12 protein-coding genes are annotated in these 16453 nt (G+C 64.6%); 5 read left to right on the top strand and 7 right to left on the bottom strand.

From position 1 onward, the window contains the following. The first annotated feature begins 16 nt into the window (after positions 1-16). The 3 genes from ACREC7_RS08975 to ACREC7_RS08965 all read left to right on the top strand — a co-directional run bounded on the left by ACREC7_RS08975 (position 17) and on the right by ACREC7_RS08965 (position 3839). Positions 17-985: a CFI-box-CTERM domain-containing protein gene (locus tag ACREC7_RS08975; RefSeq protein ID WP_431555342.1), complete on the top strand. Its 969-nt coding sequence runs from the start codon at positions 17-19 to the stop codon at positions 983-985. Between the two features lie 311 nt (positions 986-1296). Continuing rightward, positions 1297-2403: a TAXI family TRAP transporter solute-binding subunit gene (locus tag ACREC7_RS08970; protein ID WP_431555341.1), complete on the top strand. Its 1107-nt coding sequence runs from the start codon at positions 1297-1299 to the stop codon at positions 2401-2403. A gap of 86 nt (positions 2404-2489) precedes the next feature. Beyond that, positions 2490-3839 carry a hypothetical protein gene (locus ACREC7_RS08965; RefSeq protein ID WP_431555340.1) on the top strand — a complete coding sequence of 450 codons (1350 nt, stop codon included), beginning with the start codon at positions 2490-2492 and terminating at the stop codon, positions 3837-3839. 68 nt (positions 3840-3907) lie between these two features. On the opposite strand, the gene cysN is transcribed toward ACREC7_RS08965, so the two are convergent. Then, positions 3908-5821 (bottom strand): sulfate adenylyltransferase subunit CysN, encoded by a 1914-nt coding sequence (cysN, locus tag ACREC7_RS08960; protein ID WP_431555339.1) that lies wholly within the window; start codon positions 5819-5821, stop codon positions 3908-3910. After that, on the bottom strand, positions 5821-6771 hold the full coding sequence (gene cysD / locus ACREC7_RS08955) for a sulfate adenylyltransferase subunit CysD (RefSeq protein WP_431555338.1): 951 nt from the start codon (positions 6769-6771) through the stop codon (positions 5821-5823). Before cysD ends, cysN begins: the two co-directional genes overlap by 1 nt. 114 nt (positions 6772-6885) lie before the next feature. Between cysD and ACREC7_RS08950 the strand changes: the two genes are divergently transcribed. Continuing rightward, entirely contained in the window at positions 6886-8211 is a 1326-nt protein-coding gene (locus ACREC7_RS08950) for a nucleotide sugar dehydrogenase (protein WP_431555337.1), read from the top strand. On the opposite strand, the gene pssA is transcribed toward ACREC7_RS08950, so the two are convergent. The 4 genes from pssA to ACREC7_RS08930 form a co-directional block, all read right to left on the bottom strand. Beyond that, positions 8208-9074, bottom strand: coding sequence for a CDP-diacylglycerol--serine O-phosphatidyltransferase (gene pssA / locus ACREC7_RS08945; RefSeq protein ID WP_431555336.1), 867 nt, complete (start codon positions 9072-9074; stop codon positions 8208-8210). The genes ACREC7_RS08950 and pssA overlap by 4 nt on opposite strands. 23 nt (positions 9075-9097) lie before the next feature. Continuing rightward, a complete protein-coding gene (locus ACREC7_RS08940; RefSeq protein WP_431555335.1) occupies positions 9098-9799 on the bottom strand; it encodes a phosphatidylserine decarboxylase in 702 nt (233 codons plus the stop codon). A gap of 15 nt (positions 9800-9814) precedes the next feature. Beyond that, positions 9815-11701 (bottom strand): ABCB family ABC transporter ATP-binding protein/permease, encoded by a 1887-nt coding sequence (locus tag ACREC7_RS08935; RefSeq protein ID WP_431555334.1) that lies wholly within the window; start codon positions 11699-11701, stop codon positions 9815-9817. 176 nt (positions 11702-11877) lie between these two features. Continuing rightward, positions 11878-13869, bottom strand: a complete 1992-nt coding sequence (locus tag ACREC7_RS08930; RefSeq protein WP_431555333.1) for a LysM peptidoglycan-binding domain-containing protein — start codon at positions 13867-13869, stop codon at positions 11878-11880. A 179-nt stretch (positions 13870-14048) separates the two neighbouring features. Between ACREC7_RS08930 and ACREC7_RS08925 the strand changes: the two genes are divergently transcribed. Continuing rightward, positions 14049-14666, top strand: coding sequence for a TIGR00730 family Rossman fold protein (locus ACREC7_RS08925; protein WP_431555332.1), 618 nt, complete (start codon positions 14049-14051; stop codon positions 14664-14666). A 100-nt stretch (positions 14667-14766) separates the two neighbouring features. Here ACREC7_RS08925 and cimA read toward each other — a convergent pair whose 3' ends face one another. After that, entirely contained in the window at positions 14767-16371 is a 1605-nt protein-coding gene (gene cimA, locus ACREC7_RS08920) for a citramalate synthase (RefSeq protein WP_431555331.1), read from the bottom strand. Between the last annotated feature and the right edge of the window lie 82 nt (positions 16372-16453).

Below are 16453 nucleotides of genomic sequence, written 5' to 3'. Positions count from 1 at the left end.
TTCTCGGGATCGGCATATGCTCTTGAATACGCGCCGCAGGATGCTCGGGCTGCTCGCCGCCGCGATCGGCGCGCCACGTCTTGTTCAGCTCAGCCCGCCAACCTTCGCGGCCGAGACCGAGACGCAGCCGGCGCCCAAGAAGCCAGAGTGCTTCGCGCTGCAGGCCTTCGGCGACTGGAAGGGGACGGCAACCAACACGCAAGCCGGTGCCCGCATCGGCCAGTTGACCTTTTCCGATCCCGACGCTTGCGATCTCCGCGCCGAGATTCAGGTGGCGGCGAGCTACGATGCCAAGCTCGTGGTCTTTGGCGATCCGGACGGCACGCCGCTGCCGAAAGACTTCCTCATCAAGCCCGACAATCGCATCATCGCCAAGAACGAGGACGGCTCCACCGCCGTCGACGAGCCGCTCTGCGGAGTGTGCACCGACATCCGCGACGACAAGGTGAGCATCGTCCTGCCGCTTTCGACCGGAGCGCTGTTCCGCTCGGCCAAGTCAGTTGCGATGGCGGTGAAGCTCGGCGACGCCGAGGAATGCCGCTTCACGCTCAACTGCGAAGATTTGCGCAAGGCGCTCGACTGGGCGGTGCAACGCAAGGGCGAGCTGGCGAAATCCTTCGACGAAAAGACCTGCACGCCGCCGGCCAAAGGCTGCTTCCTCACCACCGCCTGTTGCGAGGTGCTGGGCTTGAGCGACGATTGCTTCGAGCTCCGCACGCTTCGCCGCTATCGCGACTGCGTGCTCATTGCCATGCCCGCCGGTCGTGCCGCCCTCTCCGCTTATTATCTTGTGGCACCTTCGATCGTGGAGCGGCTTCCGCGAGAGGAGCGCGTGGCCCGACTGTTGTCGGTCTATATGCGTTTCATCCTGCCGAGCGCCGTGGCCGCATGGCTTGGCTTCAACCGTCTCGCCTATTCTCTTTACGCGCGCATGATGGAAGAGCTTTCTCGCCCTTACACGCCACGCGAGCGCAGGCAAGCTTGACCAGCCGGCGGATAACCCTCCACGCGTCCTGTGACCTCGCCGACACATGTCAAGCACCAAGCCTCGGCTTCGCCGCATTCAGGACGAAGTGGCGCCCCAGTCGCGGGTTACGGTCATGTTTAACAAAAAGTGAACGTTTTGCCCCGAACGGGGTTTGAGACACGGGAAGAATGCCGACAGGAGTTTTGGCTGGCGGCCTTCGAGATACAGGGGGGGTGTCGATTTCATGCGTTGCCCGTCCACATGCTCGACGGTTGAGGCGCCCGGCGCACAAATAGCTCCGGCTCCTGCCGCGAAGAGGGACGGATGTCATGGCGGCGGGCATTTCGCGTATCCGACTGCCATTGGTTCTTGCCGCCATTATCGGCATGGTCGCCTCGGGCGGCGCGACCTTGGGCACCGGCAAGGATCTGGATCCCAACTCAGACGCAGACTGGCTCGGTGTGATCGCGGGCGACGATGCCGGATCGGAAACCGAGCTTGCTGCCGAGATGGCTGAGCTCTTCGCCTCTCACCCCCCCTTCCGCGTCGTCCCGGTTCCAGGCGACAGCGGCCTCAAAAACATTTCACGATTGTTGAACGACCCGCACATCGATGCGGGTTTTGTTTCGACCGACGTGCTCACCGATGCCAAGACGCAAAGCTCGTTCGCCAATCTCTCCGACAAGCTTCAGGTGGTCGCGCGGCTCTGTCCGCAAGAGGTGCATGTCCTGGCGCGAGCCGACATCAACAGCCTCGCCGATCTCGCCGGCAAGGAAGTGAATTTCGGCCCTGCCGGCGGAAGCTCGGCGGTCACTGCAACAATTCTATTCCGGGCTCTGAATATCGAGGTCGAGCCGGTTGCTCTCGACGGCCGCGCCGCGATCGAGCAACTGACGCAAGGCGCGATCGCCGCGAGCGTGGTGGTCGGCGCCAAGCCGATGCCCATGGTGGCAGGGATCCCGGCAAATCAAGGACTGCATCTTCTGCCCATCGCGTTCGGCGGGGGCCTCGACGCCATTTATCTGCCGACGGGCTTCGACCACGACGATTATCCAAACCTGATCGAGATGGAGACCGAGATTCCGTCGGTCGCGACCGGCTTGGTGCTGCTCGCGGCGGCCTCCAAGGACGATCCAGGCCACGCCGACCGCGTGGCACAATTGGTCGACACGCTCTTCTCGCGCTTCGGTGAGCTCAAGAAAGACGGCCGGCATCCGAAATGGCGCGAGATCAATCTCGCCGCGAGCCTTCCGGGCTGGACCCGGACGCCGGCGGCTGAAGCATGGTTGGCACAGCATCCGAACGAAGACGCGCGAAAAGGCGTACAGGCAAAGATCGAAGCTGGCGCAGCTCAGTCAAATTTGCCCGTGGGCCAAAATCAGAGGGACGTATTGTTCAAGCAGTATATCGAGTGGCAGCGCGCTAAAGGGCACTAGCACGCTTTTTTTGTGGGAGGGGGACGACGGGGCGCGTAACGCCGGGCGGGCCAGACCGCTCGGCGGAGTAACCATGGAGTACAACTATGACCGGTTCCACCGCGCCCTGCCCCGCAGAGCCTGGTTTGCAACCGTTGCCTCAACCGGTTACCCGCGATTACCTCGAAGCGGATCGTCCGGCGGCAATTCCCGGGGTGCGTTGGGACGCAATCCATCGCAGCACCTTTCCGTATATCGAGACGCCGCAATTCACGAGGCGCATAGCCCGCGGGATGGCGTTGCCCCGCTCGCTGGCGGCTCGACTGCGGACCTTGGCGCCGGACGACGAGGAGCTCGGCAACTTTCTTGAGGACCTGGCGCTCGCGGTACGCGCCGAGACCGGCAGCGGCTACGATCTCAGCGACTCTGAGGCCTTCGAGGCGGGCTTACCGCTCGAGCCGAGGCCTGCTCCGCAAGCGCATATGCAAGCGCTCGTTCACGACTTCCGCCGCCGTCAACGCCAAGCGAGCATGCTCGTCGCCGGGTGCGTTGCCACATCGATCGTGCTGACCATGGTCGGCATTGCAGCACTTGCAAGTTTTGCCAAACCCTCCCCTGCCGACGCCGACCCCCTGGTCAAGAATTCGAGTTCCGTGATTTGGCGCGGGTCGCAAGACGCTGCGCTGCCAAAGCTCATCCTCGCCAAGGCGGCGCCCTTCACCGAGCCGGCCCCCGTCGAGGAGGAGGCTCCGAGCCCTTCGCCCGAGCCCGTGACAGGCTCGCCACCGGCGGTCAATGCGGCGCCGCAGCTGATCATGGTGCAAGCCGGCAGAACGCTCGAGCTTGCTCCGCTGCTCACCCAGCGGCAGGCGCGCTACATCCTCATCCGCGGCCTCCCAAGTGAAGCCAAGCTCTCCGCCGGCCAGCGCAACCCGAGCGGTGCTTGGCTGGTGAAGGACAGGGAGGCTGTCCTCTTGACCTTGTCGATCGGTGGCGCCGCGAGCGGCGACTATCCCGTGGAAGTTTACGCCTTAGGCGCCAGTAGCGCCCCCCAGGCCCGGCAGCGTTTAGTGTTCCGCGTCGCTGCCGGGCCTACCTTGGCGTCGGCTAGCGGCGCTTCGGGCGCGCTGTTCAACATGGCGCTCGGCACTGCTGCACCGGCCGAGCCAGGCGCCGCGGCCGAGGCATCTCCGCTCATGGCGCGCGCGATGCGACTGCTCGGTGAAGGCGACATCGCCGGGGCGAGGCTGCTGTTGATGCATCTTGCCGAGCAGGGCGAGAGCGAAGCGGCCTATGAGCTCGCACGCACCTTCGATGCGGAAGCGTTGACGGAGCTTGGCGCGCGCGGCGTCGGTCCGGACCGCACGCGCGCCGTGGGTTGGTACGAATGGGCCTCGGAGACGGGCAGTGCGAAAGCCGCCGAGCGCTTGAAGATCCTCGCTAGTCTCTCGGACTAGCTTGAGGTGGGCCGCAGCCGCTAACCGAGGGACCAAATCGGGGGGATCGGCGGTTGCGGCCCAACTTTTTAGATGACGTGGCGGCGCCTGAGCTCGGCAAGCAAGCTCTCGGCGAGCGCGTCTGCCGTCGTCTTCTTCGTATCGAGGGTCAGCTCCGCGGCCTCCGGCACCTCGTAGTCCGAATCGATGCCGGTGAAGTGGCTGATTAGCCCTGCCCGCGCCTTGCGGTAGAGCCCTTTGGGATCGCGCGCCTCGCAGACCTCAAGCGGCGTATCGACATAGACCTCGACGAACTCGCCCTCCTGGAACAGCTCGCGCGCCATCCGCCGTTCCGAGCGGAAGGGCGAGATGAACGACACCATGACGATCAGACCGGCCTCCACGAATAGCTTCGCCGTCTCCGCCACGCGGCGGATGTTCTCCACCCGGTCCACGTCGGTAAAGCCCAAGTCCTTGTTGAGCCCGTGGCGGATATTGTCGCCGTCGAGCACATAAGTGTGCCGGCCGAGCGCGTGCAGCCGCTTTTCCAGCATATTGGCGATGGTCGACTTGCCCGAGCCTGACAGTCCGGTGAACCAGAGCACGCAAGGCTGCTGGTCCTTCAGCCGCGACCGCGCCTGCTTGTCGATGGAGAGCGTCTGCCACTGGATGTTGGTCGCACGCCTTAAGCCGAACTCGATCATGCCGGCGGCGACCGTGCCGTGGGTAAAGCGGTCGATCAGGATGAAGCTTCCGGTCTCGGAATTCTCCGCGTAAGGATCGAATACGAGCGCCTTGCCGGTGCTCAGATTGCACGACCCGACCTCGTTGAGTTCGAGGGTCTTGCCTGCCACATGCTCCAGATTGTCGACATTGAGCTTGTATTTCAGGCTCGAGATGGTGGCGGTCGTGGTCTGACAGCCGCATTTGATGGCGTAGCTGCGGCCAGGCAGCATCGGCTCCTCATCGAACCAGACGATGCGCGCCGCGATCTGATCGGCGATCGCCGGCGCCTCCTCGATCCCGCAGACGACGTCGCCGCGGCTGGCGTCGACTTCTTCGGCAAAGGTGAGGGTGATGGCATCGCCGCGGCGGGCAACCTCAAGGTCGCCTTCGGCGGTGACAATGCGCGCCACATGCACGCGCTTGCCCGAAGGCTGGATCATCACCTCATCGCCCGGCCTTACCTTGCCGCTCGCTATCGTGCCGGCGTATCCGCGGAAGTCGAGATGCGGCCGGTTCACCCACTGCACGGGGAAGCGGAACGGCTCCTCCCTCTCCTCCCGTGACACATCCACCGTCTCGAGATGCCCCAGCAGTGTGGGGCCGCGATACCAATGCATATGCGGGCTGGGGACGATCACGTTGTCGCCCTTGAGCGCCGATACCGGGATGCAGGTGACGGCCTCGAAGCCGAGCGGCTCGGCGAAGCTCTTGAAATTCTCGGCAACGGCGTCGAAGCGCGCCTGGCTGAAATCGACCAGATCCATCTTGTTCACGGCAAGCGCGAGCTTGCGGATACCGAGCAGCGAGACGATGCAGGCGTGCCGCCGCGTCTGGGTGAGCACACCGCTTCGCGCATCGACCAAGAGCACCGCGAAGTCGCAGTTTGAAGCGCCGGTCGCCATGTTACGCGTGTACTGCACATGCCCAGGCGTATCGGCGACGATGAATTTGCGGCGCGGCGTCGAGAAATAGCGATAGGCCACGTCGATGGTGATCTTCTGCTCGCGCTCGGCCTGTAGCCCATCGACCAGGAGCGCAAGGTCGAGCGCGCCGTCGCCGCCGGCCCGCTTGGAATCGCGCTCGGCGCTTTTCAGCTGGTCCTCGTAGATCTGCGCCGAGTCGTAGAGCAGCCGCCCGATCAGCGTGCTCTTGCCGTCATCTACGCTGCCGCAGGTGAGAAAGCGCAACAGGCTCCGGTTTTCTTCGGCGGCGAGGCGCTCCTTCAGCCGCTCCTCGGCGGTGTCACGCTTAGTGTCGACAACACTCAACCGTGCCATCAGAAATACCCTTCCTGCTTCTTCTTCTCCATCGACCCGGTCTGATCGTGGTCGATGACCCGGCCCTGGCGCTCCGACGAGCGCGCCGCGACCAGCTCCTCGATGATCTCGGGCACCCTCGTCGCATTCGATTCGATGGCGCCTGACAGGGGATAGCAGCCGAGCGTGCGGAAGCGCACGCGCCGCATCGTGGGCTTTTCGCCTTCATCCATGGGCAGGCGATCGTCGTCGACCATGATCAGCATGCCGCCACGCTCGACGACCGGGCGCTCGGCGGCGAAATAGAGCGGAACCACCGGAATATCTTCGAGATAGATGTATGTCCATACGTCGAGCTCGGTCCAGTTCGACAGCGGAAACACGCGCATGCTCTCCCCGGGCTTCACTTGCGTGTTGGCGAGGTGCCAGAGCTCGGGACGCTGCCGCTTCGGGTCCCAATTATGCGCGGCATTGCGGAAGGAGAACACCCGCTCCTTGGCGCGCGACTTTTCCTCATCGCGCCGCGCCCCGCCGAAGGCGGCATCGAAATGATGGCGCTCCAGCGCCTGCTTGAGACTCTGCGTCTTCATGATGTCGGTGTAGAGGGCACTGCCGTGGGTAATGGGCGAGATGCCGTCGCGCACGCCCTGCTCATTGACATGCACCATCAGATCGACCCCGAGCCGCTTCGCCTCGCGGTCGCGGAAGGCGATCATCTCGCGGAACTTCCAGGTGGTATCGACGTGCAGCAGCGGAAATGGCGGCTTCGCCGGATAGAACGCCTTCATGGCGAGATGCACCATGACGGAGGAGTCCTTGCCGATCGAATAGAGCATGACGGGGTGGTGGAACTCCGCCGCCACCTCGCGCATGATTTGGATGCTCTCCGCCTCGAGCTGGCGCAAATAGGTTGAAAGTCTATGCTTCATGCGAACGGCGCCCCTGCCATTTTGCGGCTTTGGCCTTAGCATCTTAGGGGGCGGAGGACAAATTCCGACGACCGTCCGGCCCTTCCCCGATCTTTGCGCAAACATCCGCGAAATGCTAAGCCACGCCCCGATATCGAGGGACGATAGAACCTGCCCATGAATGACCAAATTAAGGCGGCTACGCGTGAGGCATCGGGGCAAGCGAGCCCGCCCGCGCTTGAGGGCGTTCGGGTCGGGATCATCGGGCTTGGCTATGTGGGGCTGCCGCTTGCCGTTTATATGGCGCAGCACTTTCCTGTGGTGGGGTTCGACGTCAAAAAGGCCCGCGTCGCCGAGCTGGCCGGCGGCCTCGACCGCACCGGCGAGGTCACGGACGAGGAATTCGCAGCCGCCCGCGCCATCTCCTTCACCGACGACATCGAGGCTCTGCGCGACTGCAATTTCTACGTCGTCACGGTGCCGACGCCCATCGACGAGGCCAAGCGTCCCGACCTCACGGCGCTGATGCAGGCGAGCGAGACGGTCGGCCGCGTGCTCTCGGCCGGCAACGTGGTGGTCTATGAATCGACGGTCTATCCGGGCGCCACGGAAGAAGTCTGCGTGCCGATCCTGGCCAAGGCGTCGGGGCTCACCTTCAACGGCGACTTCTTCGTCGGCTATTCACCTGAGCGCATCAACCCAGGCGATTTGCAGCATCGGCTTCCGAGCATCGTCAAGGTCACGTCTGGCTCCACGCCGGAAGCAGCCGACCTCGTCGACAAAGTCTATGGCAGCGTGGTGACCGCCGGCACTCACAAAGTGAGCTCGGTCAGGGTGGCGGAAGCCGCCAAGGTCATCGAGAACATTCAGCGCGATGTGAACATCGCGCTGATCAACGAGCTCGCCATGCTGTTCAAGGATCTTGGCCTCGACACAAGCGAGGTGCTCGCCGCCGCCGGCACCAAATGGAATTTTCACGCCTACCGACCGGGCCTCGTTGGCGGCCACTGCATCGGCGTCGACCCCTATTATTTGACTCACAAGGCCCAGTCGATCGGCTTCCACCCGGAGATGATCCTGGCCGGGCGCCGCATCAATGACGGCATGGCCGGCTTCGTCGCCCGCGACATCATCAAGGCCATGCTTCACCGCAAGCTGAAGATGGACGACGCCAAGGTGCTGGTCATGGGCTTCACCTTCAAGGAGAACGTGCCCGATACGCGCAACACCAAGGTCGTGGACCTCGTGCGCGAGCTCGGCGGCTTCCTCGATGTCGTGGTTTACGATCCGGTCGCCGACCGTGACGACGCGCTGCATGAGTATGGCATCGGCATCGTCGACAAACTGCCCGGCGATCGCTTCCAGGCAGTGGTGCTCGCGGTGAAGCATCGCGAGATCGTGGCGCTCGGGCGCGATCGACTAGGCGGCTTGCTCGCTCCCGGCGGGTTGATCTACGACATCACCGGCGTGCTGGCGCCTGGCGAGAGCGACGCGCACATCTAGCGGGGGAAGGACGGCGGCTCGATGGCGGCCGTTTCCGAAGCCGCCTTGCCGTTTTGCCCCTTGGCAATCAGCTCCATCTTCCGCTCGACCTGGAAATAGCGATAGGCGCTGACCGGGATAAACGCGAGATAGATGACCGAGCCCACGGCGAGCGTCAGAGACGGATAGGTCAGAAGGCAGGCGATGAATAGCGCGACGAGCACGAACACCGGCAGCACGTGCTCGCGTGCGATCTTCTGGCCGATCAGCTTGCCCGAGAAGGTCGGCACGCGGCTCACCATCAGAAGCGCGACGGCGAGCGTATAGACCAGCACAAGCGGCGTCAGGGTCGGTAAATGCAGGCCGAGATCCTGCGCGTAGATCGGCAAGAGCAGAATGATGGCGCCGGCCGGCGCCGGCACGCCGACGAAATAGCTGCTTTTCCAGGCCGGTAGATCTGTCCGGTCGAGCGCCACATTGAAGCGCGCAAGCCTGAGCGCGGCACACACCGCGTAGATCAGCACGGCGATCCAGCCCATGCTCTTCAGATCGTCGAGCGCCCAGTTGAACATGATAATGGCCGGCGCCACGCCGAAATTGACGAAATCGGCAAGCGAATCGAGCTCGGCGCCGAAGCGTGACTGGGCCTTGAGCAGCCGGGCGACACGACCGTCGATGCCGTCGAGAAATGCCGCGAAAACCAGGGCGGCGACGGCCAAGTCCCAGCGGTGCTCGATCGCCATGCGGATCGCAGTCAAGCCTGCGCATAGCCCTAGCAAAGTGAAGATGTTGGGGATCAGCACCCGCGTCGGCACCTGGCCGCGCGCGAACACCCGCGCCCGCGGCTTGCGGTCGTCTTTTTCAGGATCGAAGGGAGGAAACATGGGACGAGACCCTCTCCGCCATCCTATGGCCCGCTGGCGCGAGCACCTGGCAGCTCGGTCAAAGCCGTCTCGCCGCCGATCGCCGTCTGACCCGCCGCGACCAGAACCTCGCCGCCGGCCGGCAGATAAACATCGACGCGGCTGCCGAAACGGATCAGGCCAATGCGCTCGCCTGCCGCTACGCTAGTCCCCTCGCCCACAAAAGTCACGATCCGCCGCGCGATCAGTCCTGCGATCAGCACCACGCCGATCTTCTCCCCCGACGGAGCTTCGATGACAAACGCGCGGCGCTCATTCTCCTCGCTCGCCTTGTCGAGCTCGGCATTGAGGAACTTTCCCGGCACGTAGGCGCTGTGCACCACGCGTCCTGCCACGGGCGCGCGCACCACATGCACGTCGAGCACCGAGAGGAACACCGAGATGCGGGTGAGCAGCGCCTCGCCAAGCGCAAGCTCCTTCGGCGGAACGACGGTGCCGATGTTGACGATCTTGCCGTCGGCAGCGCTCACCACGAGGCCGGGGCGCTCCGGCGTCACCCGTTCCGGATCGCGAAAGAAATAGGCGCACAGCATGGTGGCGATCACGCCGAGCCAGCCGAGCGGCGGCGCGAGCAGGAACAGGATCAGCGCCGCGACGGCGAAACCGGCGATGAACTTGTGGCCCTCCGGGTGAACCGGCACGAAGGCGCTCGTGACGCTGTCGAGGATGGTGCGGCGTTCGCTCATGGTCGGGTCGCGGTCCTAGTTGCCGGCAAGGGCTTCGTCCTCGAGGCGCTCGGCGGCTCTCGACTCCAGCTCCGGTTCGTGTTCGAGCACCTGCGCCAGCCGCTCGCGGGCCTGGTCTGCCTCGCGCTGGCGCGCCCATAGGCTGGCATAAAGGCCGCCGTGGGCGAGCAGCTCGAGATGGGTGCCCTGCTCTACGATCTCGCCATGATCGAGCACGATGATGTTGTCGGCATGCACCACGGTTGAGAGCCGGTGGGCGATGACGAGCGAGGTGCGCTCGCGCGCGACCCGCTCGAGCGCATCCTGGATTTCCTTCTCGGTGTGGCTGTCGAGCGCCGAGGTCGCCTCGTCCAGCATCAGGATCGGCGGAGCCTTGAGGATGGTGCGGGCGATGGCCACGCGCTGCTTCTCGCCCCCGGAAAGCTTCAGCCCCCGCTCGCCGACCAGCGCATCGTAGCCTTGTGGCAGGGTCATGATGAAGTCGTGGATCTGGGCAAGCCGCGCCGCCTCGCGCAGCTCAGCGTCGCTCGCCTCGGGGCGGCCATAGCGGATGTTGTAGAGGATGGTGTCGTTGAACAGCACCGTGTCCTGCGGCACCATGCCGATGGCGGCGCGCAGCGAGCTTTGCGTCACGTCGCTGATATTCTGCCCGTCGATCGAGACGCGGCCGCCGGTGAGCTCATAGAAGCGGAACAGGATGCGCGAGATGGTCGATTTGCCGGCGCCCGAGGGACCGACGATGGCTACCATCTTGCCCGCCGGTACCTCGAAGCTCACATTTTTGAGGATCTGCCGCTCGGGATCGTAGGCGAAGGATACGTTCTCGAACTTGATCTCGCCCCTGGTAACCCGCAACGGCTTGGCGCCCGGCCGATCGACGATCTCTGGCGGCTCATGCAGCAGAGCGAACATGGTCTCGATGTCGATGAGGCCCTGCTTGATCTCGCGATACACCATGCCCATGAAATTGAGCGGCAGATAAAGCTGCATGAGAATGGCGTTGATCATCACGAAGCCACCGATGGTGAGCGCGCCGGAAGCGACGTCGCGGGCCGCGAGCAGCATGCAGACGACAGTGCCGACAGTGAAGATCACCGCCTGTCCGGTATTGAGCAGGCCAAGCGAGGTGTAAGTCCTGATCGCCGCCCTCTCGTAGCGCGCCATGGAGGAATCGAAGCGGCGCGCCTCGTGATCCTCGTTGCCGAAATATTTCACCGTCTCGTAGTTGAGCAGGCTGTCCACCGCCTTGGCGTGGGCCTCGGTGTCGGAGTCGTTCATGTCGCGGCGGATGGCGATGCGCCGCTCGCTCGCCCAGAAGGTGAAGGCGACATAGAAGCCGACCGTCAGGAGCACGACCAGCACATAGATCCAGCCGAAATAATAAGCGACCAGGCCGGAGATCATGACGAGCTCGACCGCGGTCGGAATGGAATTGAGCACCGCCATGCGCACGATGGTATCGACGCCGGTGACGCCGCGCTCGATGACCCGGTTCAACCCGCCGGTGCGGCGCTCAAGATGAAAGCGCAAAGACAGCTCGTGCAAATGCCTGAAGGTGCGGTTGGCCAGTTCGCGCACCGCGTGCTGGGCGACCACGGTGAACCACACATCGCGGAACTGGGCGAACAGCACCATCATCACCCGGCCGACGCCATAGGCGACGATGAGGAAGACGGGACTGGCGGCAAGGCCGATTGCGGTGATCTCCTTGCCGGTTGCCTCGCCGGTCAAAAGATCGACGATCGACTTGTATGCAATGGGCACCACGAGCGTGATGGCCTTGGCGATGATGAGCGCCACCATGGCCATGACCACGCGCCTGCGGAGATCGGGACGCCCGGCGGGCCAGATATAGGGGGCAAGCTCGCGCAAAACCGTGAGGTGTCCGGTACGCGCGGCCATCAGCGCGTCGCTCCTCGTTTGCGGCAGATCTTGCATCGAGACTTGTCTTACCCCTTGGCGTGCGCAGGCGGCAAAAAGGGGTAGCGTCCAAGCGCTACCCCCGAGCCTCTCAAGCATATAGTACCGGGGTCAGGCGGCCTCAAGCAGCCGCCGCAACGAGGGCCGGCCCGGCGCGATCATCTGCCCGCAGGAATGTGGAATTTCTGCCTTGGGTAGATCCAATGCGGATTGCGGATCTTGCGGCGGTTGTCGCGCAGGATGGCGCGATAGTGCCAGCCGCCGCCATAATACGCTTCGGCGATCTCCCACAGCGTGTCGCCCCGGCGCACGGTGTAGACCCTCGGACGATGCGGCTTGTGCTGGGCAGGTTTCTCGGGCTCTGCCGCCACACTCGATTCAGGCTGCGCCGGTGGCGGGGCTTCCTGCGCAGGCGCGGCCTCAGGCGCCGGCGCGGGCTCAGGTGCGGGTTCTGCAGCGGCTTGCTCCTGCTCCGGCGCTTCCGCCGGCTTCTCCATGATGGTCAGGCTGATCGGGGGGCTGCTGATGACGATGCCGGTCCCCTCCTCGACAGTGTCGGCACGGAATTTATGCTCGCCGGTGGGAAGCTTCCTCTCGGCCTCGAACTCCCACTTCCCGTCGCTTCCGACACTCACCTCGCCGAGCGCCGAATCATCGAGATAGACGAAGACGCGCGCGCCTGGCTCTCCGGTTCCGGACAGGGATACCTTTCCGGACTCCGAACCGACAGCTGTGAATTCAACAGGTGCCTTTGCCGGCTCGGGCGATTTCGTTTCGCTTGGCTGCTCGGCCACGACCGGGGGCGTAGGCTCGGCCGGGGTCGCCTCCGGCTGAGCCGCGGGCGCAGACTGACCCGCTTCCTCCGGAACGGTCGGCTGAGGCTGTGACGACAGATCTTGCGGCTGCGCGGCGGCAACCGGCGCGGACGGCTCAGCCGAAGGAGCCTCTGACGCCGCTTCTCCTTCCGGGTAGACCGGCTGAGGCTGCGACGACAGATCTTGCGGCTCCACCGCGGCGACGGACGTGGACGGCTCAGGCGAAGCAGCCTCCTGTGGCGGCCCGTCCGGATAGACCGGCTCAGGCTGGCCTGAGGGCTGTCCCGCTTGAGCAATGGCGGGTTCGGCGGGGGGCGCTTCAGCTGCGGGCGCCGATGCTGGTTGAGGCGGAGGTTCTTGTGCGGCGGTTTGGGCTCCTTCAGGTTTCGGCTCGCGCCCGAGACGGAGCGAGGCGCGCCCTTGCACCACACCGGTTTTCGCGTCGTAAGTGTCGGCGCGGACGGTGTGCTCGCCTTCCCCGAGCTTCTTCTCGACCTCAAACGTCCAGGTGCCGTCGCTGCCGATCACCAAGTCTCCAATCGGCTGTTGGTCATAGAAGAAGAACACATGCACATTGGGCACGCCGACGCCCACCATCGAAATCTTTCCGCTGTCCGAGCCTGTGTCCTGATAGTCGAGCTTGCCAATTTTGACCGGAGGCGTCGGCCGCACGGGCGGCGGAGCATTCTCGTCGGGAACCACCGGCTCGGGCTGGCCCGGGACGGCTTGCGGCGCCTCCGCCTGCTGCTCGGGCTTGGCCGCCTCTGGCGCCGGGGCTTCCGCCGGCTTCTGCTCTTCAGGAGCGGCGGGAGCGGCTTCCTTGGCCGGTTCCTCTTGTGCCGCGGGCTCCTTCTGCGCCACGACCGCCTTGCCTTCCGGCTCGCCGACGGCAACCTGTACCGGCTGCTGCCCGGTCAGGGCCTGAGTCCCGTCCGGCGAGGTAGCGCGCAGTGTCAGCGAATGGTCCCCGGCGGGCAGAGGCTTATCGAGCACGACGCTCCAGGCGCCCTCCTCATCGGCTTTGGTCTCGGCGATATTGTCTCCGCCGCTCTCCAAGGTGACCGTCCAGCCTGGCTGGGCGCGGCCGGCAATGACGCCTTCGCCGGTCGGCTCGATGCGGACGACGTCGAAGCTCGGCACGGAAGTTGGCTTAGAGGGCGCCGTCTCGGCCGGTTGCGACTCCGGCTTTGGCTGCTCGGCAGCCGGCTTTTCACCGGTCGCCACTTCGGGCTCGCTCCCCGGTGCGCCATGATGGCGATAAAGATAAAGTCCCGCCGCAGCGAGGGCGATCACGCCGATCACTGCCACCAACAACGCCACACCCTTGCTGCCCATGTTTCGCTCGATCCTCCGGCAAACGCCCCTCTTGTTGTGTTATCCAGCCGCCAGGACCGAAGGGCCCAGTCCTCCGCGCATGCTCATCGCCGCAACCTACATCCCCGGACAAGCCGCTGCCAATACGAACGGTGTAGGCCTCCTTGACGTTTCAAAGTGGCCAGTGGCACATGGGTTCCATGCAAAAGTCAGCTAACCTTCGGAATATCTGCGTCTATTGCGGGTCAGGCCCCGGCCGGAACAAAGCCTTCGCCGAGGCCGCGCGCGATTTTGGCCGCATCCTTGCCGCCGAGAACATCGGCCTCGTCTATGGCGGAGGCAGCCTCGGGCTGATGGGAGAGGTGGCCCGGTCGGTGATCCGCCATGGCGGCAGAGTCACGGGCATCATCCCCGCGTTCTTAAGTGTGCGTGAGCACATGCTGCTCGAAGCTCATGAATTGATTGTGGTCGACAACATGCATCAGCGGAAGCACCTGATGTTCATGAAGTCCGATGCCTTCGTCGCGCTGCCTGGCGGTCTCGGCACGCTGGAGGAGTTCGTCGAGCAGCTCACCTGGTCGCAGCTGGAGCAGCATCAGAAGCCGATCGCGCTCGCCAATATCGACGGCTTCTGGGATCCGCTACTAACCCTGTTCGAGGACATGAAGAGGGAAGCCTTCATTCGGCCAGGGATCGAGCTTCATCTCGAAGTGGTGGACCGGGTTGACGCCATCATTCCCGCCATCACCCGCGCACTCGTTCCCCGCGACGAAACGGCAGAGGCCGAAGCCGAAGCCAAGGTCACCGCGAAGTTCTGATCATTGATCTCATCCTTCGAGACGCCGCTTCGCGGCTCCTCAGGATGAGGTCTCCTCATGGTGAGGAGCGGACGAAGTCCGCGTCTCGAACCATGAGGGCTCAAGCAGGCAACGCGGCGCCGTCGCGGATCAGCTTGTAGTTGATGGAGTCGAGCAGCGCCTCGAACGAGGCATCGACGATGTTCGGCGACACGCCGACGGTGAACCAGCGGTTCCCCTCCCCGTCCCGGCTTTCGATCAAAACCCGCGTCACGGCGTCGGTGCCGCCGGTGAGGATACGCACCTTGTAGTCGACGAGCTCGAGGTCGGAGATGTAGCTCTGATAGCGGCCGAGATCCTTGCGCAGCGCCGTGTCGAGCGCGTTCACCGGGCCGTTGCCCTCGCCCACCGACAGCATGGTCTCGCCGTCGATGCGCACCTTCACCGTCGCCTCCGACACGGTGACCAGGTCGCCGACGGCGTTGTGTCGGCGCTCGACCATGACGCGGAACGAGTCGACCTCGAAGAATTGCGGCACATTGCCGAGCGTGCGGCGGGCGAGCAGCTCGAAGGAGGCATCCGCCGCCTCATAGGCATAACCCTTGGCCTCGCGCTCCTTCACCTCGTCGAGCAGCCTCGCCACACGCGGGTCGTCCTTGGGGATGGCGATGCCGATGCGATCGAGCTCGGCGAGGATGTTGGAGCGGCCGGCCTGGTCCGACACGAGCAGCTTGCGCCGGTTGCCCACGGCGTCCGGCGGCACGTGCTCATAGGTGCGCGGGTCTTTCTGCACGGCAGAGACGTGGATGCCGCCTTTATGGGCGAAGGCCGCCTCGCCGACATAAGGCGCGTGGCGGTTCGGCGCGCGATTGAGCAGTTCATCGAGGATGCGCGAGGCGTGGGTGAGCGTGGTGAGCTTCTCCGGCGTCACCCCGGTCTCGAAGCGATCGGCGTAGTCGGCCTTCAGCAGCAGCGTCGGGATGATCGAGGTGAGGTTGGCGTTGCCGCAACGCTCGCCGAGGCCGTTGAGCGTGCCCTGGATCTGGCGGGCGCCGGCGCGCACCGCGGCAAGCGAATTCGCCACGCCATTGTCGGTGTCGTTATGCACGTGGATGCCGATATGATCGCCGGGGATATGCTTCACCACCTCGGCCACGATCGTTTCGATCTCCTCAGGCAGCGTGCCGCCATTGGTGTCGCACAGCACCACCCAGCGCGCGCCGGCCTCGTAGGCCGCCTTGGCGCAGGCAAGCGCGTAATCGGGATTGGCCTTGTAGCCGTCGAAGAAATGCTCGCAGTCGAGCAGCGCCTCGCGGCCAGAGGCCACCACCGCAGCGACCGACTCTTTGATGCCTTGCAGGTTCTCCTCCGGCGTGATGCCGAGTGCCACGTCAACGTGGAAGTCCCAGGTCTTGGCAACGAGGCAGATGGCCGGCGCCTTCGCCGCGAGCACCGCCTGAAAGCCGGGATCGTTGGCAAGCGAGCGGCCGGGGCGCTTGGTCATGCCGAAGGCGGTGAGCTTGGCGAGACCGAGCTTCTGCTTGGTGGCGAAGAGTTTGGTGTCGGTTGGATTGGCGCCGGGGTATCCCGCCTCGATATAGTCGATCCCGAGCACGTCGAGTTGCTGGGCGATCAGCCCCTTGTCCTCGAGCGAGAAGTCGACGCCATGGGTCTGGGCACCGTCCCTGAGCGTGGTGTCATAGAGATAAAGGCGTTCGCGGGTCATCGCGCGCTCCTCTTCCCCAGTCCGCGGGTGGAGCCTGAGCGGTGCCGCTCGCTCCACCCCTCTCCCCTTGTGGGAGAGGGCT

Origin of the sequence: Methyloceanibacter sp., assembly GCF_050728395.1 — a bacterium.
In the GTDB taxonomy this organism is placed as follows: domain Bacteria; phylum Pseudomonadota; class Alphaproteobacteria; order Rhizobiales; family Methyloligellaceae; genus Methyloceanibacter.
This window is presented reverse-complemented; position numbering and strand designations above follow the sequence as displayed.